This window comes from Mitsuokella apri (genome assembly GCF_051886055.1).
Classification (GTDB): domain Bacteria; phylum Bacillota; class Negativicutes; order Selenomonadales; family Selenomonadaceae; genus Mitsuokella.
The window spans coordinates 29,943-52,710 of sequence record NZ_JBJEXT010000020.1 but is presented as its reverse complement, the minus strand read 5'-3'; the positions used below and the strand labels follow the sequence as shown (position 1 = coordinate 52,710).

The 22,768-nt window shown below is 54.4% G+C and carries 20 protein-coding genes; all 20 read left to right on the top strand.

Features of this window, described 5'->3' with window-relative positions:
* Positions 1 to 3,209, top strand: a 3,209-nt coding sequence (locus ACI4OH_RS02120; protein ID WP_439784059.1) for a DNA polymerase III subunit alpha, incomplete at its 5' end; no start/stop codon positions are given.
* 123 nt (positions 3,210 to 3,332) lie between these two features.
* Positions 3,333 to 4,547, top strand: a complete 1,215-nt coding sequence (locus ACI4OH_RS02115; RefSeq protein ID WP_435721348.1) for a D-alanyl-D-alanine carboxypeptidase family protein — start codon at positions 3,333 to 3,335, stop codon at positions 4,545 to 4,547.
* Between the two features lie 4 nt (positions 4,548 to 4,551).
* Positions 4,552 to 5,301 carry a pseudouridine synthase gene (locus tag ACI4OH_RS02110; protein WP_439784058.1) on the top strand — a complete coding sequence of 250 codons (750 nt, stop codon included), beginning with the start codon at positions 4,552 to 4,554 and terminating at the stop codon, positions 5,299 to 5,301.
* Positions 5,298 to 6,542, top strand: coding sequence for a BaiN/RdsA family NAD(P)/FAD-dependent oxidoreductase (locus ACI4OH_RS02105; protein WP_432646223.1), 1,245 nt, complete (start codon positions 5,298 to 5,300; stop codon positions 6,540 to 6,542). Before ACI4OH_RS02110 ends, ACI4OH_RS02105 begins: the two co-directional genes overlap by 4 nt.
* A 28-nt stretch (positions 6,543 to 6,570) precedes the next feature.
* The gene (aroA, locus tag ACI4OH_RS02100) at positions 6,571 to 7,875 is read left to right on the top strand and encodes a 3-phosphoshikimate 1-carboxyvinyltransferase (RefSeq protein WP_432646222.1); all 1,305 of its coding nucleotides are present in this window, start codon (positions 6,571 to 6,573) and stop codon (positions 7,873 to 7,875) included.
* Positions 7,876 to 7,941: 66 nt separating this feature from the next.
* Positions 7,942 to 8,598 carry a (d)CMP kinase gene (gene cmk, locus ACI4OH_RS02095; RefSeq protein ID WP_432646221.1) on the top strand — a complete coding sequence of 219 codons (657 nt, stop codon included), beginning with the start codon at positions 7,942 to 7,944 and terminating at the stop codon, positions 8,596 to 8,598.
* A gap of 4 nt (positions 8,599 to 8,602) precedes the next feature.
* Positions 8,603 to 9,208, top strand: a complete 606-nt coding sequence (locus ACI4OH_RS02090; protein ID WP_439784057.1) for a lysophospholipid acyltransferase family protein — start codon at positions 8,603 to 8,605, stop codon at positions 9,206 to 9,208.
* 100 nt (positions 9,209 to 9,308) lie between these two features.
* Positions 9,309 to 10,136 (top strand): 4-hydroxy-3-methylbut-2-enyl diphosphate reductase, encoded by an 828-nt coding sequence (ispH, locus tag ACI4OH_RS02085; protein ID WP_439784056.1) that lies wholly within the window; start codon positions 9,309 to 9,311, stop codon positions 10,134 to 10,136.
* Between the two features lie 2 nt (positions 10,137 to 10,138).
* The gene (gene rpsA / locus ACI4OH_RS02080) at positions 10,139 to 11,182 is read left to right on the top strand and encodes a 30S ribosomal protein S1 (protein ID WP_432646217.1); all 1,044 of its coding nucleotides are present in this window, start codon (positions 10,139 to 10,141) and stop codon (positions 11,180 to 11,182) included.
* Positions 11,183 to 11,274: 92 nt separating this feature from the next.
* Positions 11,275 to 12,684 carry a DUF512 domain-containing protein gene (locus ACI4OH_RS02075; RefSeq protein ID WP_432646216.1) on the top strand — a complete coding sequence of 470 codons (1,410 nt, stop codon included), beginning with the start codon at positions 11,275 to 11,277 and terminating at the stop codon, positions 12,682 to 12,684.
* A 43-nt stretch (positions 12,685 to 12,727) separates the two neighbouring features.
* Complete coding sequence (der, locus tag ACI4OH_RS02070) at positions 12,728 to 14,059, top strand: ribosome biogenesis GTPase Der (RefSeq protein ID WP_435721349.1); 1,332 nt, start codon at positions 12,728 to 12,730, stop codon at positions 14,057 to 14,059.
* Complete coding sequence (gene plsY / locus ACI4OH_RS02065) at positions 14,059 to 14,658, top strand: glycerol-3-phosphate 1-O-acyltransferase PlsY (protein ID WP_435721350.1); 600 nt, start codon at positions 14,059 to 14,061, stop codon at positions 14,656 to 14,658. The genes der and plsY overlap by 1 nt, the downstream gene beginning before the upstream one ends.
* Positions 14,659 to 14,848: 190 nt before the next feature.
* Positions 14,849 to 15,295, top strand: coding sequence for an ACT domain-containing protein (locus tag ACI4OH_RS02060; RefSeq protein WP_295635359.1), 447 nt, complete (start codon positions 14,849 to 14,851; stop codon positions 15,293 to 15,295).
* 18 nt (positions 15,296 to 15,313) lie between these two features.
* Positions 15,314 to 16,615, top strand: a complete 1,302-nt coding sequence (locus ACI4OH_RS02055; protein ID WP_439784055.1) for a homoserine dehydrogenase — start codon at positions 15,314 to 15,316, stop codon at positions 16,613 to 16,615.
* Positions 16,616 to 16,618: 3 nt separating this feature from the next.
* Complete coding sequence (gene thrB / locus ACI4OH_RS02050; RefSeq protein ID WP_439784054.1) at positions 16,619 to 17,548, top strand: homoserine kinase; 930 nt, start codon at positions 16,619 to 16,621, stop codon at positions 17,546 to 17,548.
* Between the two features lie 50 nt (positions 17,549 to 17,598).
* Positions 17,599 to 18,858: a tRNA nucleotidyltransferase/poly(A) polymerase-related protein gene (locus tag ACI4OH_RS02045; protein ID WP_439784053.1), complete on the top strand. Its 1,260-nt coding sequence runs from the start codon at positions 17,599 to 17,601 to the stop codon at positions 18,856 to 18,858.
* A gap of 152 nt (positions 18,859 to 19,010) precedes the next feature.
* On the top strand, positions 19,011 to 19,529 hold the full coding sequence (locus tag ACI4OH_RS02040) for a gamma carbonic anhydrase family protein (RefSeq protein ID WP_435721353.1): 519 nt from the start codon (positions 19,011 to 19,013) through the stop codon (positions 19,527 to 19,529).
* A 29-nt stretch (positions 19,530 to 19,558) separates the two neighbouring features.
* Complete coding sequence (ndk, locus tag ACI4OH_RS02035; protein ID WP_432646207.1) at positions 19,559 to 20,002, top strand: nucleoside-diphosphate kinase; 444 nt, start codon at positions 19,559 to 19,561, stop codon at positions 20,000 to 20,002.
* 1 nt (position 20,003) lies between these two features.
* Positions 20,004 to 20,513, top strand: coding sequence for a cob(I)yrinic acid a,c-diamide adenosyltransferase (locus tag ACI4OH_RS02030; RefSeq protein WP_435721354.1), 510 nt, complete (start codon positions 20,004 to 20,006; stop codon positions 20,511 to 20,513).
* A gap of 175 nt (positions 20,514 to 20,688) precedes the next feature.
* Positions 20,689 to 22,752, top strand: a complete 2,064-nt coding sequence (gene fusA, locus ACI4OH_RS02025) for an elongation factor G (RefSeq protein ID WP_435721355.1) — start codon at positions 20,689 to 20,691, stop codon at positions 22,750 to 22,752.
* The last annotated feature ends 16 nt before the right edge of the window (positions 22,753 to 22,768 follow it).

Below are 22,768 nucleotides of genomic sequence, written 5' to 3'. Positions count from 1 at the left end.
AGCCCATCATCGGCTGTGAGGTCTACGTCGCACCGGGCGCGCGTCAGGAACACCGCGAAATCAATGGCGTGCGCTATTATCATTTGATTCTGCTCGCTGAGAATCAGACGGGCTACCGCAACCTCGTCAAGCTTGTCTCTTTGGCAAATATCGAGGGCATGTACTATAAACCGCGTGTCGATAAAGAGCTTCTGCGCAAGTATCATGAAGGCATCATCTGCCTGTCGGCCTGCATTGCCGGTGAAATCCCGCGCGCGCTGCTGCAGGATAACAAGGAACGCGCGGATGCGCTGGTGCGTGAATACCTCGATATCTTTGGCCGCGATAATTTCTTCCTCGAAATCCAGAACCATGGCCTGCCGGAAGAACGCAAGGCCAATGTCGGCCTCGTAGAGCTGGCGAAGAAATACGATGTCGGCCTGGTCGCGACCAACGACCTTCATTACGTGCACCGCGAGGACAGCGAATTCCACGATATTCTGCTGTGCATCCAGATGAACAAGACCTTCGATGACCCTGACCGCATGCGTTTCCCAAGTGATGACTACTATCTGAAATCCCCAGAGGAAATGGCCGCACTTTTTCCCGACTATCCTGAGGCTGTCGCGAACACGGAAAAGATAGCGGCGCGCTGTCAGGTCGACTTTGAATTCGGCCATCTGCAGCTGCCGTATTACCCGATTCCTGCACCTTATAAAGATGATGAAGCCTATCTGCGCCATCTCTGCGAGGAAAATCTGCTGCGGCGGTATCCTGAGGTCACGGACAAGGTACGCGAACGCCTCGAATACGAGCTGGGCATCATTCACCGCATGGGTTATGACAGTTATTTTCTGATTGTCTGGGATTTCATCAATTATTCGCGCGAGCACGGCATTGGCGTCGGACCGGGGCGCGGCTCGGCGGCAGGCAGTATTGTCGCGTATCTCCTCGGCATCACGAACCTCGACCCCTTGAAGTACGATTTGCTCTTTGAGCGTTTCCTCAATCCGGAACGCGTGACGATGCCGGATATCGATGTCGATTTTGACTATATCCAGCGCGGCAAAGTCATCGACTACGTCAAGGAACGCTATGGCTACGACCATGTCGCCCAGATTGTCACGTTCGGCACGATGGCCGCGAAGGGCGCGATCCGCGATGTCGGCCGCGTGCTCAATCTGCCGTATGCGGAAGTCTCGGAAATTGCCAAGCTCGTGCCGAATGAACTTAAAATCACACTTGACAAGGCCATGCAGGAGTCGGCGGATTTCCGCAAAGCCTATGAGAGCAATCCTGATGTCAAGCGCCTTATCGACCTGGCACGCAAGATTGAGGGCCTGCCGCGCCATTCCTCGACACACGCCGCCGGCGTCGTGATTGCGCGCCATCCGCTGACGGACTATGTGCCGGTCTCGATTTCCGAGGGCACGCTCGTCACGGAATACGACAAAGACCACGTCGAGGAACTCGGCCTGCTTAAGATGGACTTCCTTGGCCTGCGCACGCTGACGGTCATCAGCGATACCATTGCCAACATCGAGAAAAGCCGCCACGAGAAAGTCGACATCGACAAAATCCCGCTGACGGACGAAATGACGTCGAAAATGCTCTGTGAGGGCAAGACGGGCGCCGTGTTCCAGATGGAGTCGGCGGGCATGACGCAGCTCGTGCGCGACCTTGCGCCGGAGAATTTTGCCGACCTCATCCCGCTCGTGGCCCTCTACCGTCCGGGACCTCTCGGCAGCGGCATGGTCGAGGACTTCATTGCCGGCCGTCATGGGGAGAAGGAAGTCACCTATATGCATCCTCTTTTGGAACCAATCCTTAAGGAGACGTTTGGCGTCGTGCTCTATCAGGAACAGGTCATGCAGATTGTGCAGGTGCTCGCGGGCTTTACGCTCGGTCAGGCCGACCTTCTGCGCCGTGCCATGGGCAAGAAGAAACATGAAATCCTGATGGCGCAGAAAGAAAACTTTCTCAATGGCTGCGAGAAGAACCACATCGAGGCGGGCCTTGCCAATACCATCTTTGACCTCTTAACGCATTTTGCCGACTATGGTTTCAATAAATCGCACAGCGCGGCGTATGCTCTTGTCGCGTGGCAGACGGCTTATCTCAAAGCGCATTATCCGGCCGAATTCATGGCCGCGATGCTCACAAGCATCATGGATACGCCAAAAGTCTCAACGTATATCGAGCTCTGCCGCCGTATGGGCATCAAAATTCTGCCCCCGGATATCAATGCGAGCTCGGCGTATTTCAGCGTCGATGGCAAGGCCATCCGCTTTGGCCTCGCTGCCGTCAAGAATGTTGGCGAGGCAGCCATTGAAAAAGTCGCGAGCATCCGTGAGGAGGGCGGGCCTTTTACGTCGCTTGCGGATTTCTGCCGCCGCGTGGATACGCGCGTTGTCAACCGGCGCGTCACGGAAAGTCTCATTAAATGCGGGGCGTTTGACTCACTCGGCGCCAAGCGCAGCCAGCTTTTGCACATTTTACCGCAGACCCTTACGGAAGCTGCCCAGCAGCAGAAGGATGCCCTGAGCGGCCAGATGGGACTTTTTTCTGAGGAAACCATTGAGGAGACGGGCATGACGCAGCTGCCGGATATCCCCGAGGTGCCGAAGGCGGAACTCTTAAGTTGGGAAAAAGAAGCAACGGGCTTCTATATCACGGGCCATCCGCTCGACCAGTATGCAGAGCAGCTTGAGAATCTGCCGCGCATCGGCAGCCTGCAGCCGGATGCTGTCCGCGATAAACAGGTTGTGCGCATCGGCGGCATGCTGACCGAGGCCAAGCGCATCACGACGAAAAAAGGCGATACGATGTGCTTTTTGACCATCGAGGACTTTACGGACCAGATGGAGGTCACGGTGTTTCCGCGTACCTTCTATCAGCATATGAATCTGCTCGTTCCCGATACCGCCGTTGTCATACAGGGACATATTGATTTGAATGAGGAAACGGTCAAGCTGCTGGCTGACAATATCTGGCCGCTGGCGGACTACCGCTTTGCCTATTATATCGAACTGCCCGATGGGGGCTTGCCGGAAGAAAAGCGCACAGCCATGAAAGAACTTATAAAAAAGCACCATGGCGAACATGCGACATTTTTCCATTCGGGAGGACATTGGCAGAAGGCCCGTGAACAATTCTGGCTTGACGGCAGCAAAGAGACATGCAGGGCTCTTGAAGACATTGTCGGCGCTGGAAAGGTCAGGAAACGCTGACTTTGGTGTGCTGAGAACTTTTCAGAGACTTTGCTGCCTGCATTATTGCGATGGGACAGGGAGAATGATAGAATAAGATGTATCTATCATTCCCAGAGGGAATATAAGGAGTTTGAATTCAGATTGAAAAAAAGAAAATATGTCCGTCTGCTGCTGGCTGGAAGCATGGCCTTTACGTTCCTTGCCCCGCAATTTTTTGTAAAGCCGGTACAGGCAGAGGCAGTTTATGATATTAAGGAAATGCCGCGGCCCGATATCCCGGACCTTGTCGTGAGCCCTGACGATCCTTTGCAGAATCTGACGGCCCGTTCCGCCGTCGTCATCGATGCGGCCTCAAAACAGGTCATCTATGCGCGCAATAAGGATGACCGCCGCTTTCCGGCCAGCACGACGAAGATCATGACGCTGATTCTCGCACTCGAACATTCGAATATGGATGATATCGTGACGGTCAGCAGCAATGCGGCGGGCACGGAGGGCTCGACGCTCTGGCTCGAGGCCGGTGAAAAAATCCGCATGGGCGATTTGCTTTACGGCATGATGATGCATTCGGGCAACGATGCAACGGTGGCTGTGGCTGAGCATATTGCGGGTTCTGTTGACAAATTTGCCGCGATGATGACGGCCAAGGCCCACGAAATCGGCGCGGTCAATACGAATTTTGCCAATGCCAACGGCCTGCCGCGCGATGACCATTACACGACAGCATATGACCTCGCGCTGATTACGGCCTACGGCTACACGGTGCCGGGCTTTGAGGATATTGTCAGCACAAAGGAGATTGACTTTGACTGGGTTAAGGATCCTTCACATCATCTGCGCAACGAGAATCAGATGCTTTGGCTCTATCGCGGCAGCAACGGCGTCAAGACCGGCTATACCGATGCGGCCGGCCGCTGTCTTGTTTCGGGGGCCAAGAAAGACGGCATGCAGCTCGTGGCGGTCGTATTGGACTCCGTCTATATGTGGAATGACTCGATTAAGCTGCTGGACTACGGTTTTGCCCATGTCGAGCCGGAAACTCTCGTCAACAAGGATGATATCGTGGATTATGCGGCTGTTTCCGGTGCCTCGGGGAAAAAGCTGCCGCTCAAAGCAGCCAGCACCCTGACGCTGGCCAAACTCAAGGATACCGATAAAACGTATCAGACACATGTGGAAGTCAAGGACCTGCGTGCCCCCATCAAGGAGGGGGATACTGTCGGCCGTTTTGTCGTGGAACTTGACGATAAGGAAGTGGCATCAACGGACCTCGTTGCAGGGGCTGATATCACGCGCCGCTCGTTCTTCCTGACGGTCTGGCATTTCCTGACTTCCCTGTTTAACGGAAAGGCTTGATAGGATGCAAGAGGAGAGACTGCAGAAAATCATCAGTCAGGCCGGCCTTGCTTCAAGGCGTGCCGCGGAAAAGATGATATTAGAGGGCCGTGTGGCCGTAGATGGCAGGATTGTGCAGGAGCTCGGGCAGAAATTTGACCCTGCTGCACACGAAATCACCGTGGATGGCAAAAAAATAAGGGAAAGTGAGCAGCATGTCTATTTGCTGCTCAATAAGCCGAAGGGCTTTCTTTCCACGGCGAAGGACGACCGCGGGCGGCGCACCGTGCTCGACCTTTTGCCCAAGGTCAAAGAACGCGTTTATCCGGTTGGCCGCCTTGACAACAATACAGAAGGCCTCCTGCTCATTACGAATGACGGCGGGCTCATGAATGGTCTGCTGCATCCAAAATTTGAAGTGGAGAAGACGTATCACGCCCGCGTGACGGGAAATTTGACGCACGAAAAAATCATGAAACTCAGGCAGGGCATTCTTTTGGAAGATGGTCCGACGGCACCGGCAAAGGTCCGCATGCTGCCGGACCCTGAGCCAAATGACCAAAGACGCGGTCTTTCGCGCGTGGAAATCACGATTCATGAAGGGCGCAACCGTCAGGTGCGCCGCATGTTTGCGGCAGTCGGCTGCGATGTCAAAGCACTGAAGCGCGTGCAGTTTGCCGGCCTCACGCTCAAGGGCGTGCCGCGGGGCCATCACCGCGCGCTGACAGAGGAGGAAGTCGCTATGCTCTACAGATTGGCGGGATTAATGAAATGAAACAGATTCTGGTCATAGGAGCCGGTCCTGCCGGCATGATGGCAGCTATCCGTGCCGCCGAAAACGGCGCAGAAGTCACGCTGCTTGAAAAAATGAAAAAGCCCGGGCGCAAGATGATGATTACGGGCAAGGGCCGCTGCAATATCACGAATGCCGCTGATGTACCGGAGATCATCCGTCAGATTCATGGCAACGGCGCCTTTCTGAACAGTTCCATGCGTGCTTTTGACAATCAGGACGTCATGGAATTTTTCCGCGGACAGGGCGTGCCGGTCAAGGTGGAGCGCGGCAACCGCGTTTTTCCGGTCAGCGATAAGGCGCAGGACGTTGTGGATGCCATGGTACACCGCCTGCATGAGCTCGGCGTGAAAATCGAGCTCGAGACGCCTGTAGCGGATATTTTGACGCAGGATGGCCGCGTGGCCGGCGTGCGCACAAAGTCCGGAGCGCATTATAAAGCCGATGCCGTGATCCTCGCCGTCGGCGGTGCATCGTATCCGGGCACGGGCTCAAGCGGCGACGGCTATGAGATGGCCAAGAAACTCGGCCATACGATTGTGCCGCTGCGCCCGTCGCTGGTGCCTTTGGAGACAGAAGAAGACTGGGTAAAGGATGTACAGGGACTTTCCCTGCGCAATGTGCGGGCAACGCTTTTAGCAGATGGCGAAAAAGTTCAGGAAATGTTTGGCGAGATGATGTTCACGCATTTTGGCGTGACGGGGCCGATTATTCTTTCCCTGAGCCGCAGGGCCGCGGCGTGTCTCGCTCAAAAGAAGCTTGTCGAACTTGAGCTTAATTTAAAGCCTGCTTTGACGCCGGAAAAGCTCGATGCACGCATTCAGCGCGACTTTGAAAAATACATCCGCAAATCGCTGAAGAATGGCTTGCTTGACCTTCTGCCGCATAAACTCATCGAGCCGGTGCTTGATTATGCCTATCTGGAGCCGGAAAAGCCCGTGCATCAGGTCACGGCCGAGGAGCGCCATCGCCTTGTGGAAACGCTGCAGCATTTGACGCTGACCATTACGAAGACACGGCCTTTGGCTGAGGCCATTGTGACAGCCGGCGGCGTTTCCGTGCGCGAGATCAATCCGAAGACGATGGAGTCGAAGCTCGTGCCGGGTCTTTACTTTGCCGGCGAGGTCACGGATGTCGATGCCTACACGGGCGGTTACAATCTGCAGGCCGCTTTTTCAATGGGCAATGCCGCAGGCTGCTGGAGCGTCTGGAACGACGATTGATTCTGCTAAGTATCAGGGGGGAACTCTCATGGAAAATACGAAGATGATTGGCAAGGCGAAAAAGGGACTGCACGGAGAAATCGTGATTCCCGGCGATAAGTCCATTTCACACCGCAGCGTCATGTTTTCGGCACTGGGCTCGACACCTGTGCATATCACGAATTTCCTGCACGCACAGGACTGCCTGTCAACGGCGGCCTGCATGCGTGCACTCGGAGCAGATGTCAACTTCATATCCGATACGGAACTCACGGTCTGCGGTCATGGCCTGCACGGCTTGCAGGAACCTTCTTCTATCATCGATGCAGGAAATTCCGGTACGACTCTGCGCCTCATGATGGGAATTCTCGCGCCGCAGCCGTTTCTGACGACGTTTACGGGCGATGCTTCATTGCACAAACGCCCGATGGGCCGCGTGATTAAGCCGCTTCGTCAGATGGGCGCAAAGATTTTTGGCCGCGAAAATAATACGAAGCTTCCTATCACAATTGTGCCGGCAGGAGAAAAACTGCATGGCATGGTCTATGAAAGCCCTGTAGCGAGTGCTCAGGTCAAATCGGCCATCCTGCTCGCCGGCATGTACGCCGACGGCGCGACAACGGTCGTTGAGCCGTTCACATCGAGGGACCATACGGAACGCATGCTTGAGGCGTTTGGCGTGCACACAGAGAAAAAGGGTACAGCTGTGACCATTCAGCCGGTACAGGAATTTACGGCGCCCGAAGCTATCGAAGTGCCGGGCGATATCAGTTCGGCAGCTTATTGGCTGGTAGCCGGTGCCATTGTGCCGCAGAGCAGACTGCTGCTCAAAAATGTCGGCGTCAATCCGACGCGCACGGGCATTCTCGATGTTCTGCAGGATATGGGCGCAAAAATCTCGCTTGAAAATGAGCGTACGAGCGGCGGCGAAGCCGCAGCGGATATCCGCGTAGAAGCTTCGAAGCTCCATGGTGTCTCGTTTGGCGCAGAAATCATGCCGCGCCTGATTGACGAAATCCCGGTCATCGCCGTGGCCGCACTCTTTGCGGAAGGCGATACCGTGATTACGGGAGCCGGTGAGCTGCGCGTCAAGGAGACCGACCGCCTGCAGGCCATTACGGATGAATTCAACAAGCTGGCACCGGGGTCTGTAGAAGCCAGCGCTGATGGCCTCGTCATTCACGGCGGCACAAAGGTCAAAACGGGCTCCTGCTTCTCCTATGATGACCACCGCATGGCCATGTCACTGGCCATTCTCGGCACAGCCGGCGAAGGCGCTGTCATCGAAAAACCGGAATGCGTGAATATCTCGTATCCGGCTTTTTACAGCACCCTGGCCAATCTGCAGGCATGACGGTTGACGCGGAAGAACAGGAAACTGGGACAACAGATATTTATTTTGCATTTGGGGGAATCAGTCTTGAAAAAACTCGTAGTAGCAATCGACGGTCCGGCCGGCGCGGGCAAAAGCACCGTGGCCCAGCTGGCAGCGAAGGAGCTCGGCTATACATACATCGATACAGGCGCGATGTACCGCGCTGTTGCCTGGAAAGTCCTGCAGCAGGGCGGTGAGGTGACGGATGAGGCCATTCTTGCGGTTGTGCCGGATATCGATGTGGACCTTGCCTATGAACAGGGCAAAACGACTGTACGCGTCGATGGTGTGGATGTCACGAGCGAAATCCGCACGCCGGCTGTCAGCCATATTGTCTCGAAGGTCGCAGCCCTTGGCCCTGTGCGCGAGAAGATGGTCGCGCTGCAGCGCAAAATGGCAGAGCGCGGCGGTGTGCTCATGGACGGCCGTGACATTGCCACAAATGTTCTGCCGAATGCCGATGTCAAGATTTATTTGACGGCTTCCATTGAAGAAAGAGCCAAACGCCGCTATAAGGAACTTTGCGATAAGGGAATGGATGTTAAATTGGCAGATATCCAGCATGATATCGCCGCGCGCGACAAGGCCGATATGGAGCGTGAAATCTCGCCGCTCGTACAGGCCGACGATGCGGCGCTGCTCGATACGACTGGATTGACGATTCCTGAAGTTGTCGCTAAGATTGTCGGAATGTGCAGGTGATTCGATGCTGTATACGATTTTGCGCGTCATTTTCAGTCTGCTTTTTGGCATCGTCTTTCGCACAAAGACGTATGGCAAAGAAAATCTGCCTAAAGAAGGTCCCGCCATCCTTGCCGCTAATCATCTGAGCAACTGGGACCCGCCGCTTTTGGCGACGTTCATCCTGCGTCCTGTCAGCTACATGGCCAAGATTGAACTCTTTGAGCATCCGATTTTTGGCGCGGCCATCCGCAGCTGCCATGCCTTTCCTGTAAAACGCGGCGCGGCCGACCGCGGTGCCATCAAAGCTGCCCTGCAGGTCCTGAAGATGGGCCATGTACTCGGGCTTTTTCCCGAAGGCACGCGCAGCCGGGACGGCCATCAGCATAAGGCAGAGGCCGGTGTCGGCCTCATTGCAGCGATGAGCGGCGCTCCCGTCGTGCCTGCCTGCATTATCGGCACAGACCACATCCTGCAGAACGGCGGCTTCCTGCCGAAGCTCCGCGTCGCCTACGGCAAGCCCATGTATTTTAAGGGCGACCGCCGCGATAAGGAGCAGCTCGCCGCTTTTTCGCAGGAAATCATGGCACATATTGCGAAGATGCGGGAAGAAATTGAAAAAATTTCATAAAACCATTTGCCTGACGCCCTTAGGCATGATATACTAGGCTATAGATTGTAAAAAAGCCTTCTGGGCGTTTTGCAAGAATATGATTTATGGTGGTAGATGTATGGAAGTCATCTTAGCAGATTATCTGGGATTTTGCTACGGCGTCAAGCGCGCCATCAAGATTGCCAGGGAAAATGCTTCCGCAGACGGGACCTCCTGTACACTCGGCCCCATCATCCACAATCCGCAGATGGTCGACCGGCTGCGGCGCGAAGGCGTCGGCTCGGTAAACCGCCTGGAGGATATGGAGAAAGGGACCATCATCATTCGCTCGCACGGCGTAGGCCCGCAGGTCTACGATGAGGCAGAGAAACGCGGCCTGAACCTGGTCGATGCGACCTGTCCTCATGTCAAGAAAGCGCAGCTTTCGGCCAAAGAGCTCGTGGATGAAGGGTACAGTGTGGTCATCATCGGAGAAAAGGAACATCCGGAGGTCAAAAGTATTTTTGAATGGTCTTCGGGCAAGGCACAGATCATTGAGACGGAGGAAGAAGCAGAAAAGCTTGAACCCTGCGGCAGACTCGGCATCGTGTGTCAGACGACATTTTCAGGAGCGCGCTTCCGGCAGATTGTCATGCGTCTTCTGGAGAAGTCAAGGGATATCAGAATCCTGCGAACCATCTGTACGGCGACAGACCAGCGACAGGCCGCTGCCATAGATCTTGCCAGCAAGGTTGACCTCATGCTGGTCATCGGCGGCAAGAACAGTGCCAACACGACAAGGCTTGCACAGCTTTGTTCCGAGAAGTGCCTGACTTACCATATCGAAACTGCAGCGGAGCTGCGGGACGAGTGGTTTGACAAAATAAAAAAAATTGGTATTACAGCTGGTGCTTCTACACCGGACTGGATTATCAAGGAGGTATATAAAAAGTGTCAGAACAGATGAACATGGAAGAATTATTAGCGCAGGAGTCCCTGCCGGATCTCCAGGAACGCACCACTGTAAAAGGTAAAGTCGTTCAGGTGAACCGCGACGAGGCTTATGTCGATATTGGATACAAGCAGGAGATTCCTATCCCGAAGCGCGAGCTGGCTTATCCGGCTCCGGAATCCGCAGAGGATGTTGTTAAGGTTGGCGATGAGATTGAAGTTTTCATCGTATCCCTTGGCGGCGACAACGGCGGCATTCTCTCCAAGGTAAAAGCTGACCGCATGGTCGCTTGGAAGGAAATGGAGAAGAAGAAGGAAGCAGATGAGACGGTTCAGGCTCATATCACTCAGGTAGTCAAGGGCGGCCTTGTTGCTTCCGTTGAAGGCCTGCGCGGCTTCATTCCGGCATCCCAGATGGAACTCCACTTCGTCAAAGATCTGTCCGTTTATGTCGGTCAGACGGTTGATGCCAAGATCATCGAGATCGATGTTCACAAGCAGCGCCTCGTTCTTTCCCGCCGTGCTATTCTCGAAGCTGAGCGCGCTAAGAAGGAAGAAGAAGTCTTCTCCACGCTCGAAGCTGGCCAGACGGTACGCGGTACGGTTAAACGCCTCGTTGATTACGGTGCTTTCATCGATATCGGCGGCGTAGACGGCCTCGCTCACATCTCCGACCTCGCTTGGCACCGCGTTAAGCATCCGTCGGATGTTCTCGAAGTTGGTCAGGAACTCGACGTTTACGTCAAGAGCGTTGACCCGGAGACGAAGCGCATTTCGCTGTCCGTTAAAGACACGATGCGTGACCCGTGGTATGACCATGCTGAGAAGTACAGCGAAGGCCAGATCATCGAAGGCAAAGTCATCAAACTGACGGACTTCGGTGCCTTCATGGAAATCGAGCCGGGCTTTGACGGCCTGATCCCGATGGGCGAACTCGCTGACAAGCGCATCGAGCGCGCTGACGAAGCCGTTCATGTCGGTGATGAAGTACGTGTCAAGATCCTGCGCATCGACACGAAGCGCAAACGTATCTCGCTGTCCATCACGAAAGCTCGTGACTAATAGGACGCCTGCGTTCAAAAATAAGATATGACATTCTGAGGAGTGATGATTTATGCATCACTCCTTTGTTTGTAGTGTAAGAGAGTAAAAAAATGAGCAAATATTATCCGGGAATCATCCTGCGCGTCCATCCTGGAAGCCTTGCCGAAGAACTCGAGCTCGTGCCGGGTGATAAGATCCTTGAAATCAATGGGCAGGGACTGCGCGATATCATCGACCTGAGCTTTGCCATGGCGGACGAGGAAATCGATATGCTTGTCGAGCACAAAGACGGTGAGCAGGAAATGATTTCCTTTGAAAAGGATTTCGATGAAGAGCTCGGCGTCGAATTCGAGTCGGCTGTTTTTGACGGCATCCGCAATTGTGCCAATCACTGCTATTTCTGCTTCGTTGATATGATTGCACCGAATATGCGTCAGAGTCTCTCCATCAAGGACGATGATTACCGCCTGTCCTTTCTTTATGGCAACTTCGTCACCATGACGAATATGGGGCCGAATGATTTTAAGCGCATCAAACAGTTTCATCTGTCCCCGCTCTTTGTCTCTGTGCAGTGCATGAACCCAGAACTGCGCGCACAGATGCTGCGCTGCCCCGGTGCGGCAAGGATCGCCGAACAGCTCGACAATCTGGAAGAGGCAGGGGCGGACTACCACACGCAGGTCGTGCTCTGTGCCGGCCTCAACGATGGTAAGGAACTCGAGCGCACGATTCGTGAAGTCGTGGCCCGCCGGCCGCATGCGCTTTCGCTGGCCATCGTGCCGGTCGGCATCACGAAGTACCGCACGGACCCGTTCCCGCTGCATCAGTTCGACGCAGAGGGGGCTGCCCGCGTCATTGATGAAGTCGAAAAATGGCAGAAAAAGATTCAGGAAGAAGAGGGACGCACGTTCATTTACCTCGGCGATGAATTTTATTTCCTTGCCGGCCGCCCTGTGCCGCCTACGGAGTTTTACGATGGTTTCCCTCAGCTCGACAATGGCATCGGCCTCACGCGCAATTTCATCAACGACTGGCAGCAGGAGGCAAAGACAGAGGCAGGGGAGCTTGCTGCGCAGGAAGTGCTTCATCTCGATGTCGTGACAGGTACAGCTGTGGCTCCTGTCATGCGCGAGCTCGCGGCGCAGGCAGAAAAGAAACTGCCGCATCTCAAGGTGCGCATTGTGCCGGTCGTCAACCATCACTTTGGTCCGACGGTCAACGTTTCAGGCCTGCTGACTGCGCATGACATCATTGCAGAGCTTCAGGAACTTCCGGGAAAGCGCGACGGCATTTTGATTCCGGAGTCTGCGCTGCGTTCGGGCGAGGACATCTTCCTCGATGATGTGAGCCTTGCGGAGATGCGGGAAAAGTTTCCTGAGAGCCGCATCGAGCCGGTGCAGACAGGGGCGGACTACTACAAGGCCCTGTTTGACTGGCCGCATTATGCTAAGCGCCGTGCCGGTGAGACGGCCTATATGTGGCAGAGCAATGCGGGGTACACGAAGAATATCCAGTACTGATACAGATTTACGAAGTTAATTTTTTATAGAAAGAGGGATGAATATGAGCAAACCAATCGTGGCGATTGTCGGCCGCCCGAATGTCGGCAAATCCACGCTGTTCAACCAGATTGGCAAGAAGCGTGTCTCAATTGTCGATGATATGCCGGGTGTTACGCGCGACCGCATCTATCTCGATGCCGAATGGCTCAACAAGCATTTCACGATGATCGATACAGGCGGCATTGAATTTGACGAGAGCAATCACATCCTGAAATCCATGCGTCAGCAGGCCCAGCTGGCGATGGATGAGGCCGATGTCATCCTGTTTCTCGTCGACGGCCGTGCCGGCCTGACAACGGCGGATGAAGAAGTCGCACGTTTGCTGCGCAATACAAAGAAGCCGGTCATTCTGGCCGTCAACAAGATTGACAGCCCGCAGCGCGCGATGGATGTCTACGAGTTTTACAATCTCGGCCTTGGCGACCCGATTCCCATCTCGGCTTCGAATGCCATGAACCTCGGCGACCTGCTCGATGCGATTGTCGCGGCTTTCCCGAAAAAAGAGGAAGAAGTCAAAGATGAAGATGAGATCAGCATCGCAGTCATTGGCCGTCCGAATGTCGGCAAATCCTCTATTGTCAATGCCATTCTCGGCGAGGAGCGCGTCATCGTCAGCGATGTGCCGGGCACGACGCGCGATGCCATCGATACGCATTTCACGAAAGATGGCACGAAATTTACTTTGATCGATACGGCCGGCATGCGCCGCCGCGGCAAAATTGACGAGCCCGTCGAGCGCTACAGCGTCATGCGTTCGCTGCGCGCCATTGACCGTGCCGATGTCGTCCTGATGATGATCAATGCCTTCGAGGGCATTACCGAACAGGACAAGAAGATTGCAGGGTATGCCCATGAGTCGGGCAAGGGAGTCGTCATCGTTGTCAATAAGTGGGATATTTACCCGAATAAGGATGACAAGTCGACCCTGCGCTTTACGGACGAACTGCGCGACAAGCTCGGCTTTCTGCAGTATGCCCCTGTGCTCTACACGTCGGCCCTTACTGGACAGCGCGTGACGCGCGTGACGGAACTTGTCAAATACGTCGCAGAGCAGCAGGCCATGCGCATCAAGACGAGTGTTTTAAACGAGCTCATCCGCGATGCCGTGTCCATCAATCCGCCGCCGATGCACCGCGGCCGTCAGCTCAAGATTCTCTTCATGACGCAGACAGATATCTGCCCGCCGAAATTCATCATTTTCGTCAATGATCCGGACCTCATGCACTTTTCGTATCTGCGCTTCATCGAGAACCGCCTGCGTGAGCAGTTTGGCTTTGAAGGGACGCCGCTGCGCCTCATCGTGCGTGCACGCAAAGAGGAGGAGGATTATTGATGACTGCTGTCATCCTTGTCTGCCTCGCAAGCTACCTGCTTGGTTCCATCCCCAATGGCCTTGTCTTCGGCAAACTCATCTGGCATATCGACCTGCGCGAGTACGGCAGCCACAACATTGGCGCGACAAATGCCTGGCGTACACTCGGCAAGGGACCGGGCTTTTTGATTTTCCTGCTGGATTTCCTCAAGGGGGCGATTAGTGTCTTTCTTGCAGAGACTTTCGTGGGAACACCGCTTTTGATGGTTGTCGCCGGCATTCTTGCCATTTTCGGTCATTCGTGTTCGCTCTTTCTCCACTTCGAAGGAGGCAAGGGCGTGGCGACAGGCCTTGGTGTCATTGCCATGCTCATGCCGGTGCCGAGTCTCATCGTCTTTCTTGTCTGGCTCGTCATTGTCATGATTACGAAGTATGTTTCGCTGGGCTCCTGTGTGGCCGCAGCGCTGGTGCCGGTTCTCGCCTATGTCTGGCATTATCCGCTGCCCTATACGATTTTTGGCGTTCTGGCCGCGGCCTTTATCATCATCCGCCACAAGTCGAATATCGTCCGCCTGCTCAATGGCACGGAAAATAAAATTCATGCCGGTCATCGCGATTAAGCATCATAATGATAACGTTTACAGCCTGTTCATGCAGGCTGTTTTTTTATTTTTCGCATGTAACAAGTTAACATTTTGTGAAATATATCCTTATATTTTGGACAAATACGGAAATTTCATTGGCATTTGTGCACATCTTATGGTATACTATCCTTTGTCAAAAGATTAGTATCCATTGGAGGCGTAATATATGAACAACGATAAAAGCGGTTTTTTCCTTGTTCGTGAGGAGATCCTGCCAGAGGCAATTAAGAAGACGATTCGTGTCAAGGAGATGCTCAAGCGCGGCGACGCCCGCACCATCAACGAAGCGGTAGAAAAAATGGAGCTTTCGCGCAGTGCGTATTATAAGTACAAGGATTATGTTTTCCCGTTCTATGAGGCCAGCCAGAATAAAATCGTCACGCTGACGCTGCTCTTAGAACACAAAAAAGGAGTCCTGTCGAGCGTGCTCAATACGATTTCGGCAGATTCGGGCAGCATCATGACCATCAATCAGGGCATTCCTCTTCAGGGGGTTGCCAATGCGACGGTCTCAATTGAGACGGCCAATCTTTCGGTTGACCTTGAAGCCCTGCTCGACAAACTGCGCATGGTCGATGGTGTCAAACGTCTCGAAGTTCTTGGTCAGTCCTAAGGAGAGAAGGTGTGTCGGATGGATAAAGTCATAAAGGTTGGTCTGCTCGGGTCCGGTACGGTCGGATCCGGCGTCATTAAGGTGCTCGAGATGAATCGTTCCCAGATTACGGAACGCGTCGGCACACCGATTGCTATTAAAACAGTTCTGGTGCGCGATACGAAGAAACCGCGTCCTTATCTCGGCAATGTCAACCTGACGGATAATATTGAAGAGATTCTGAATGACCCTGAGATTGATGTCGTGGTTGAGCTCATGGGCGGCATTCATCCTGCCCGCGAATATATGCTGCGGGCAATGGAAGCCGGCAAGAGTGTGGTAACGGCCAATAAGGACGTCGTGGCACAGTTTGGCAAGGATATGTTTGCCATGGCTGAAAAGAAGGATGTCGATTTCCGCTTTGAGGCCAGTGTCGGCGGGGGCATTCCCATTATCACGCCGCTCAAGCAGTGCCTGACGGCCAACCGCATTACGGAAATTCTCGGTATCGTCAATGGCACGACGAATTACATGCTGACAAAGATGACGGAGTGCGGGGCAGATTACGATACCGTACTCAAGGAAGCACAGGCAAAGGGCTATGCTGAGGCCAATCCTTCGGCTGATGTCGATGGCCTCGATGCGGCCCGCAAGGCTGCCATCCTCGCTTCCCTGGCGTTTAATACGCGCGTCGAGCTCAAGGATGTATCCGTTGAGGGCATCACGAAAATCACGCCAGATGATATTGAATATGCCAAAGACCTTGGCTATGTCATCAAACTGCTCGCCGTCGGCAAGGATACGGACGAACACGGCGTCGATGTACGCGTTCATCCGGTCTTCCTGCCCAAGACGCATCCGCTGGCTTCTGTTAACGGCGTTTATAATGCCATTTTTGTGCGCGGCAATGCCATTGGCGAGGCCATGTTCTACGGTCAGGGCGCAGGCTCCCTGCCGACGGCTTCGGCTGTTGTCTCGGATATCATCGATGTGGCACGCGACATCATCAACCGCACGTTTGGCCATGTGCGCTGCACGTGCTATGAACAGAAGAAAATCTGTCCGCTTGACAAGACCTCTTCTTCTTACTATGTGCGCCTGCTTGTCGACGACAAACCGGGCGTGCTCGGTGCCATCGCCACGGCTTTTGGCGATGCCGGTGTCAGCCTGAAGTCTGTTATCCAGACGCGCCGCAACGTAGTGGACCATGCAGAAATCGTGGCCATCACGCATCTTGTCAAACATAAGCGCATCGGAAAGGCTCTCGCTGCTTTGCAGGAGCTGCCGGTCGTTGATGAGATCCGCAATGTCATTCGTGTCGAGAATGAAGATCGGGGGTAAAGCATGACAGAAAAAAGTATTCGTGTACGCGTTCCCGGAACGAGTGCCAACTGCGGTCCGGGATTTGACTGTCTCGGCCTTGCCTGCACCGTCTATAATGACCTTGAACTGCGTTTGACGCATGAGCCGGGACTTTCCATCACAATGACGGGGGAGGGCGCTACAAATATTCCCTGTGACAATCACAATATCGTTTGGCGTTCTGCCCAGTATCTGCTCGAAAAAGCAGGCAAGGACCGCGATTACCGCGGTGCAGTCATCCATATGGAGAACCGCGTGCCGCTTTCGCGCGGCCTTGGCAGCTCGGCTACCGCCATCGTCGCGGGCCTTACGGCAGCCAATGCCCTCATTGGCAATCCTTTCAACCGCCGTGAGCTTTTGCAGTTCGCGACGGATATCGAAGGACATCCCGACAATGTGGCACCGGCCATTTTTGGCGGCTTTACGGTCAATGCGGTCACGAATGGCCGCGTCGACTGTTTCAGCTTCCTGCCGCGCTTCCGCATGAAATTTGTCGTAGCTGTGCCGAATTTCCCGCTTTCGACTCGCATGGCCCGCAAAGTCCTGCCAACGGAAGTGCCGATGAAGGATGCGATTTTCAACATCGGGCGCGCTTCGATGCTCGTCGCAGCTTTGACGCGCGGCAATGAGCGCTATCTGCGTCTTGGCCTCGACGATGCCCTGCACCAGCCGTACCGCGCTGAGCTCATCCCGGGCATGTACGATGTCTTCAAGGCGGCCTGCCGTGCCGGCGCTGCCGGCGCAACGCTCAGCGGTGCCGGTCCCTGCCTCATCGCCTACGTGCTTGAGCGCCGTCATGCCGAGGAGAAAGTCGGCAAGGCCATGCTTGAAGCTTTTAAGAAGCACGATGTCGAGGCACGCATTTTGACGCTTGACCTCGATACACACGGTGCGCAGATATTAAAAGAATGAATTAAGATAAAAGGGGCCTATAGAGCCCCTTTTTTGCTGGAGGAGAAAACATGACAGAAGCGGAATTTGCTGAAATCTTGCAGCAGCATGGAGCCCGCCTTTTTATTGTTGGCGGCTGGGTGCGCGATTTTTTCCGCAAGGTCCGGCCGCATGACAAGGACTATATGGTTTCAGGGATTGCGGAAGAAACATTTCAAGAGCTTTTTCCGAAGGCACAGAAAGTCGGACGAGGCTTTCCCGTTTATCTCGTGCAGATTGAGGGTACGGCCTGTGAAGTGGCTTTTGCGCGCAGGGAAAAAAAGGAAGGACAGGGATACCGCGGGTTCCGCGTCTCATATGATCCTTCGGTGACCGTAGAGGAAGATCTTTACCGGCGCGATACGACGATGAACAGCATGGCCCTGGAACTGCCGGCCAAGAAACTCATTGACCCGTATCACGGCCGTGAGGATATCGCCGAGAAAAAAATACGCGCTGTTTCCGCTCATTTCACGGAAGACCCTGTGCGGGCCCTGCGGGCAGCGAGGCAGTCTGCGGAGTTCGGCTTCACGATTGCGGAAGAAACCTACCATTATATGGCTGCCTGCCGCGAAGAACTGCGGCAGGAGCCGCCGGAACGCATCACCTCCGAACTGCGCCGTGCGCTGCAGTCAGCACATCCCTCTCTTTTCTTTCGGGCTTTAGAGAAGGCTGACATTCTCGATGTGACGTTTCCGGAGCTTTTTCACCTCATTGGCAAAACCCAGCCACCTGAATATCATCCGGAGGGAGATGCCTTTGAGCATACGCTGCTTGTGCTTGAGGAGACGGCGAAACGGACAAAGAATACGGCCGCGCGCTTTGCTGCACTCGTTCACGACCTCGGCAAGGGTACGACGCCCAAAACAATGGAACCGCATCATTACGGCCACGAAGCGAGAGGGCTTGCGGAGCTTGCCAAGTGGGACAAACGGGTGACGCTGCCGAAGGAATGGCTGCGCGCAGGAAATTTCGTCATCGAGCAGCATATGCGCGCACCGCTGCTCAGGAAAACGGGCAAGATTGCGGCTCTGCTGCTCGCCATCGACAAACAGCGCTCCGTATTGAGCTTTGCGGACTTTAACGCCGTGATTTTGGCGGACCATCACAGTCTGCCGGCTTATCTCATGCATGGCGAAGAGCTGGTCAAAAAGATGAAAGGCATTCGCGGTCAGAACGCGCCGGCAGGTCTTAGGGGGCCGGCCGTGGGAGACTGGATTTTTTCCCGTCAGGTGCAGGTCCTGCAGCAAATGCTGCGAGGTTCTGCTTTGCCCGAAACAAGCAAAAAATAGAAGGATTTTGCTGAAGAGAAAGAAATCTTCCTGTTCAAGGCAGGAAGATTTCTTTTTTTCACGAATAAATCAAAATAGAACGTGAATCAAAATAGATAAATCTGGAAGGGGATATTTCAACTTCCTAAAACGCAAGACAGGGGGAAGGTAATATGGCTATTATCGTGCCTTATAAATCCGTTAAACCGAAAATCCACGAAAGTGTTTTTCTGGCACCTACAGCGGTCGTAGCTGGCGATGTCACGATGGAGGAAGGCTGCAGTGTCTGGTTCGGTGCCACAGTTCGCGGTGATTTTCAGCCCGTCCATATTGGCAAAAATACCAACATCCAGGAAAATGCCGTCGTGCACGTCATGTACGAACATCCGACAGAGATCGGAGAGGGCGTCATCATCGGGCACAATGCCACTATTCACAGCAAGAAAATTGGCGATCATACGCTCATTGGCATGGGGTCCATTATCTTAGGCAACACGGAGATTGGTGAAAACGTAGTCATCGGTGCCGGCACCATCATTGAGCGCGACCGCAAGATTCCGCCGAATTCGCTCGTCTACGGACGTCCTGCACAGATTATCCGCGGTCTGCGTGATGACGAGATTGAAGCACTCAAAGAGTCAGCTTTGAGTTACCGCAGGGTGGCTCAGGAATATAAAGCAGAATTATTGTAAGGGGATTTTAGAGAATGGAAAAATCAGCTATGGAAAGAACACTCGTATTAGTCAAACCAGATGCTTTTGCAAAACATCATGCCGGAGAAATCATCAAACGCTATGAGGACGAGGGTTTCCGCATTCTGGCGATGAAGCTCCTGAAGATGGATGAGCGCCTTGCCTCCATCCATTACGAAGAGCACATCGGCCGTCCGTACTATCCTGACCTCGTGGGCTTCATGACGTCCGGTCCGCTCATCGCCATGGTACTCGAAGGCGAGAATGCCATCGCCCGCGTGCGCAAAATAAACGGCAAGACGAATCCGAAGGACGCAGAAGAAGGCACCATCCGCAAGCAGTTTGCTGCTTCCGGACGCCGCAATGCCGTCCATGCGTCGGACAGCCCGGAAAGTGCTGCCCGTGAGATTTCCATTTTCTTCAATCAGACGGAGATTTATGACGAGGAATATCATGTAGAAGGGGATGACTGATATGTCCATCACGACGAAAACCGGCGATCAAGGCGAGACGAGCCTTTTGACCGGTGAACGCGTCAAAAAGAGCGGCCTGCGCGTCGATACGTATGGCACGCTCGATGAGCTCGATTCCGTGCTCGGTTTAGCCCGTGCTTTTGCGGATAAAGAGGATGTAGCAGAGCGCATCCTGCAGCTGCAGAAGAAAATGCCGGTACTCATGGCAGATTTTGCCAGTGTGGGCCAAGAGCCGCGCATCACGCAGAACGATGTCCGGGAACTGGAAGGCTGGTGCGATGAAATCGAGGATGACCTGCCCGAGGAACATGCCTTCATCATCCCGGGAGAGTCTCAGAGCGGCGCGATGCTTGACCTTGCGCGCACGACGGCCCGCCGCGCAGAACGCTGTGCCTGGCGTCTCGCAGCCATGGAAAATGTGGCGGAGAGCGATATGATTTATCTCAACAGGCTGTCGGACTACTGTTATCTGCTCATGCGTCTCGAAGAGGATATCTACGAGGACGATTGAGCAGAAACAGCCAGTCGGTCTTGATATGAAAAGCTTCTGTTTTTGCTTTTTGCGGACAGAAGCTTTTTTTTATGCTACGGTTTTCATAGATTTCAGGCAATCTGGCAGGAAAATTCTGACTTTCCGCGAATATAGAACACATAAGTGAAAATAAGAAGTACTGGGAGGGATTGCGATGAAATCTTATAAAAGTTCGAACCTGCGCAATGTAGCGGTCATTGGCCACGGCAAGACGGGCAAGACGAGTCTCTTAGATGCCTGCCTTTTCGATGCAGGAGCGGTCAAACGCCTGGGCAGTGTCGAAGAACACACGAGCGTACTCGACTGCGAGCCCGAAGAAGAGAAGCGCGGCATGACCATCAATATGAAGCTGGCAGCCTGTGAATGGCGTGACTATAAGATCAATTTCATCGATACTCCGGGGTACCCGGATTTTGTCGGTGAAGTCAAGGGCGCGCTGACAGCGGCAGACAGTGCGTTGATTGTCATTTCGGCACCGTCGGGCATCGAGGTGGAAACGGAAAAAGCCTGGCGCTATGCCGAAGGAGCGGAGCTGCCGCGCGCATTCTTTATCAATAAGATGGACCGTGAGCACGCTGACTTCCATCAGGTTGTTGAGGAACTGCGCGTACGCTTTGGCGATGGCGTCGTGCCCGTGCAGCTGCCGGTTGGCGAGGAAGCTGCTTTTCAGGGCGTCGTCGACCTTTTGGCCCTGCATATGAAGATTGTCACGCATGATGAGGAAGATTTGGTTGCTGACATTCCGGAGTACATTCGGGGGGATGTGGAAGAAGCAAGGCAGAAACTCATCGAGTCCGTGGCAGAATTCAACAATGAACTGCTCGAAAAATACATCGAGGGCACGGAAATCACGGAAGTCGAGGTGGCAGCGGCCCTGATTGAAGGCATCCAGGCCGGCAAGATCTTCCCGGTATTCTGCGGTTCGGCCAAGCAGAATATCGGCGTCAAGAAACTCATGAACGGCATTGTCGAATACATGCCGACGCCGTATTTCCACGTGGCCATCGGCCTCGAGCCGGAAAGCGGCGACATCAAAGAGCGCCGTACAGAAGATGCATTCTCGGCACAGGTCTTCAAGACTGTTGTGGACCCGTTTGTCGGCCGACTGAGCTATCTGCGCATTTTCTCGGGCACGATGAAAGGCGATGCGACGTATCTGCATCCGAATAAAGACAATACGGAGCGCGTAGGTTCTCTCTTCTCCCTGCAGGGCAAGCGTCAGGAACATTTGCATGAAGCGGCAGCCGGCGATATCGTCGCGACGACGAAGCTGCAGTCCGTGAAGACGGGCGATACGCTCTGCGACAGCGCGGACCCGATTGTTTATGAAAATATCGAATATCCGGCACCGATGCTCGCGATGGCGGCTGCCGCGCATAAGAAGGGGGATGAGGACAAGGTCTTTGCCGCTCTCGCTAAGCAGCAGGATGAAGACCCCACCATCCTTGTTGAGAAGAATCCCGAGACACACGAGACCATCCTGCGCGGCATCGGCGAAGTCCATCTTGAAGTGCTCAGGGACAAGCTGCAGCGCAAATTCGGCGTAGAGCTGGAGCTTCATGAGCCGCGCGTGCCGTACCGCGAGACGATCCGGAAGAGCGTCAAGGTGCAGGGCAAGCATAAGAAACAGAGCGGCGGCCACGGCCAGTACGGCGATGTCTGGCTCGAAATCAGCCCGAAAGAAGCCGGCTCCGGCAACGAATTCACCGAGACGATTTTTGGCGGCAGTGTGCCGCGCCAGTACATTCCGGCCGTTGAGAAGGGCACGGCGGAAACGCTCGCGGGCGGCGTGCTCGCAGGCTATCCTGTCGTCGATGTCAAGGTCAATCTCTACGATGGTTCCTATCATACGGTCGATTCGTCGGAAGCCGCTTTCAAGACGGCCACGTCTCTGGCCATCCGCAAGGGCGTCATGGAGGCGAGCCCGATTCTTCTCGAGCCGATTGACGATATCCGCATCACGGCGCCGGAGTATTACATGGGCGATGTCGTCGGCAGGCTCAATTCGAAGCGCGCGCGCATCCTCGGCATCGAGGGCAAGGGCAAGGATATGAGTGAAATCCATGCGGAAGTCCCGGAATCCGAACTCTACCGTTTTGCGACGGAACTGCGTTCCCTGACGCAGGGCCGCGGCAGCTACACGCTGAGCTTTGCCCGTTATGAGCCGGTCCCCGAGCGCAATGCGGAGACCATCATTGCAGAGGCCAAAGCAAAATAAAATATAACAGCCGTTC

What these genes read in the sequence shown, in the direction of transcription:
- thrB (WP_439784054.1), top strand. Translation starts at nt 16,619, where the DNA reads ATGACAGAAAAAAGTATTCGTGTACGCGTTCCCGGAACGAGTGCCAAC.
- der (WP_435721349.1), top strand. Translation starts at nt 12,728, where the DNA reads ATGAGCAAACCAATCGTGGCGATTGTCGGCCGCCCGAATGTCGGCAAA.
- ACI4OH_RS02075 (WP_432646216.1), top strand. Translation starts at nt 11,275, where the DNA reads ATGAGCAAATATTATCCGGGAATCATCCTGCGCGTCCATCCTGGAAGC.
- ACI4OH_RS02045 (WP_439784053.1), top strand. Translation starts at nt 17,599, where the DNA reads ATGACAGAAGCGGAATTTGCTGAAATCTTGCAGCAGCATGGAGCCCGC.
- ACI4OH_RS02030 (WP_435721354.1), top strand. Translation starts at nt 20,004, where the DNA reads ATGTCCATCACGACGAAAACCGGCGATCAAGGCGAGACGAGCCTTTTG.
- plsY (WP_435721350.1), top strand. Translation starts at nt 14,059, where the DNA reads ATGACTGCTGTCATCCTTGTCTGCCTCGCAAGCTACCTGCTTGGTTCC.
- ACI4OH_RS02055 (WP_439784055.1), top strand. Translation starts at nt 15,314, where the DNA reads ATGGATAAAGTCATAAAGGTTGGTCTGCTCGGGTCCGGTACGGTCGGA.
- ACI4OH_RS02105 (WP_432646223.1), top strand. Translation starts at nt 5,298, where the DNA reads ATGAAACAGATTCTGGTCATAGGAGCCGGTCCTGCCGGCATGATGGCA.
- ACI4OH_RS02090 (WP_439784057.1), top strand. Translation starts at nt 8,603, where the DNA reads ATGCTGTATACGATTTTGCGCGTCATTTTCAGTCTGCTTTTTGGCATC.
- ACI4OH_RS02110 (WP_439784058.1), top strand. Translation starts at nt 4,552, where the DNA reads ATGCAAGAGGAGAGACTGCAGAAAATCATCAGTCAGGCCGGCCTTGCT.
- aroA (WP_432646222.1), top strand. Translation starts at nt 6,571, where the DNA reads ATGGAAAATACGAAGATGATTGGCAAGGCGAAAAAGGGACTGCACGGA.
- ACI4OH_RS02040 (WP_435721353.1), top strand. Translation starts at nt 19,011, where the DNA reads ATGGCTATTATCGTGCCTTATAAATCCGTTAAACCGAAAATCCACGAA.
- fusA (WP_435721355.1), top strand. Translation starts at nt 20,689, where the DNA reads ATGAAATCTTATAAAAGTTCGAACCTGCGCAATGTAGCGGTCATTGGC.
- ispH (WP_439784056.1), top strand. Translation starts at nt 9,309, where the DNA reads ATGGAAGTCATCTTAGCAGATTATCTGGGATTTTGCTACGGCGTCAAG.
- ndk (WP_432646207.1), top strand. Translation starts at nt 19,559, where the DNA reads ATGGAAAGAACACTCGTATTAGTCAAACCAGATGCTTTTGCAAAACAT.
- rpsA (WP_432646217.1), top strand. Translation starts at nt 10,139, where the DNA reads ATGGAAGAATTATTAGCGCAGGAGTCCCTGCCGGATCTCCAGGAACGC.
- ACI4OH_RS02060 (WP_295635359.1), top strand. Translation starts at nt 14,849, where the DNA reads ATGAACAACGATAAAAGCGGTTTTTTCCTTGTTCGTGAGGAGATCCTG.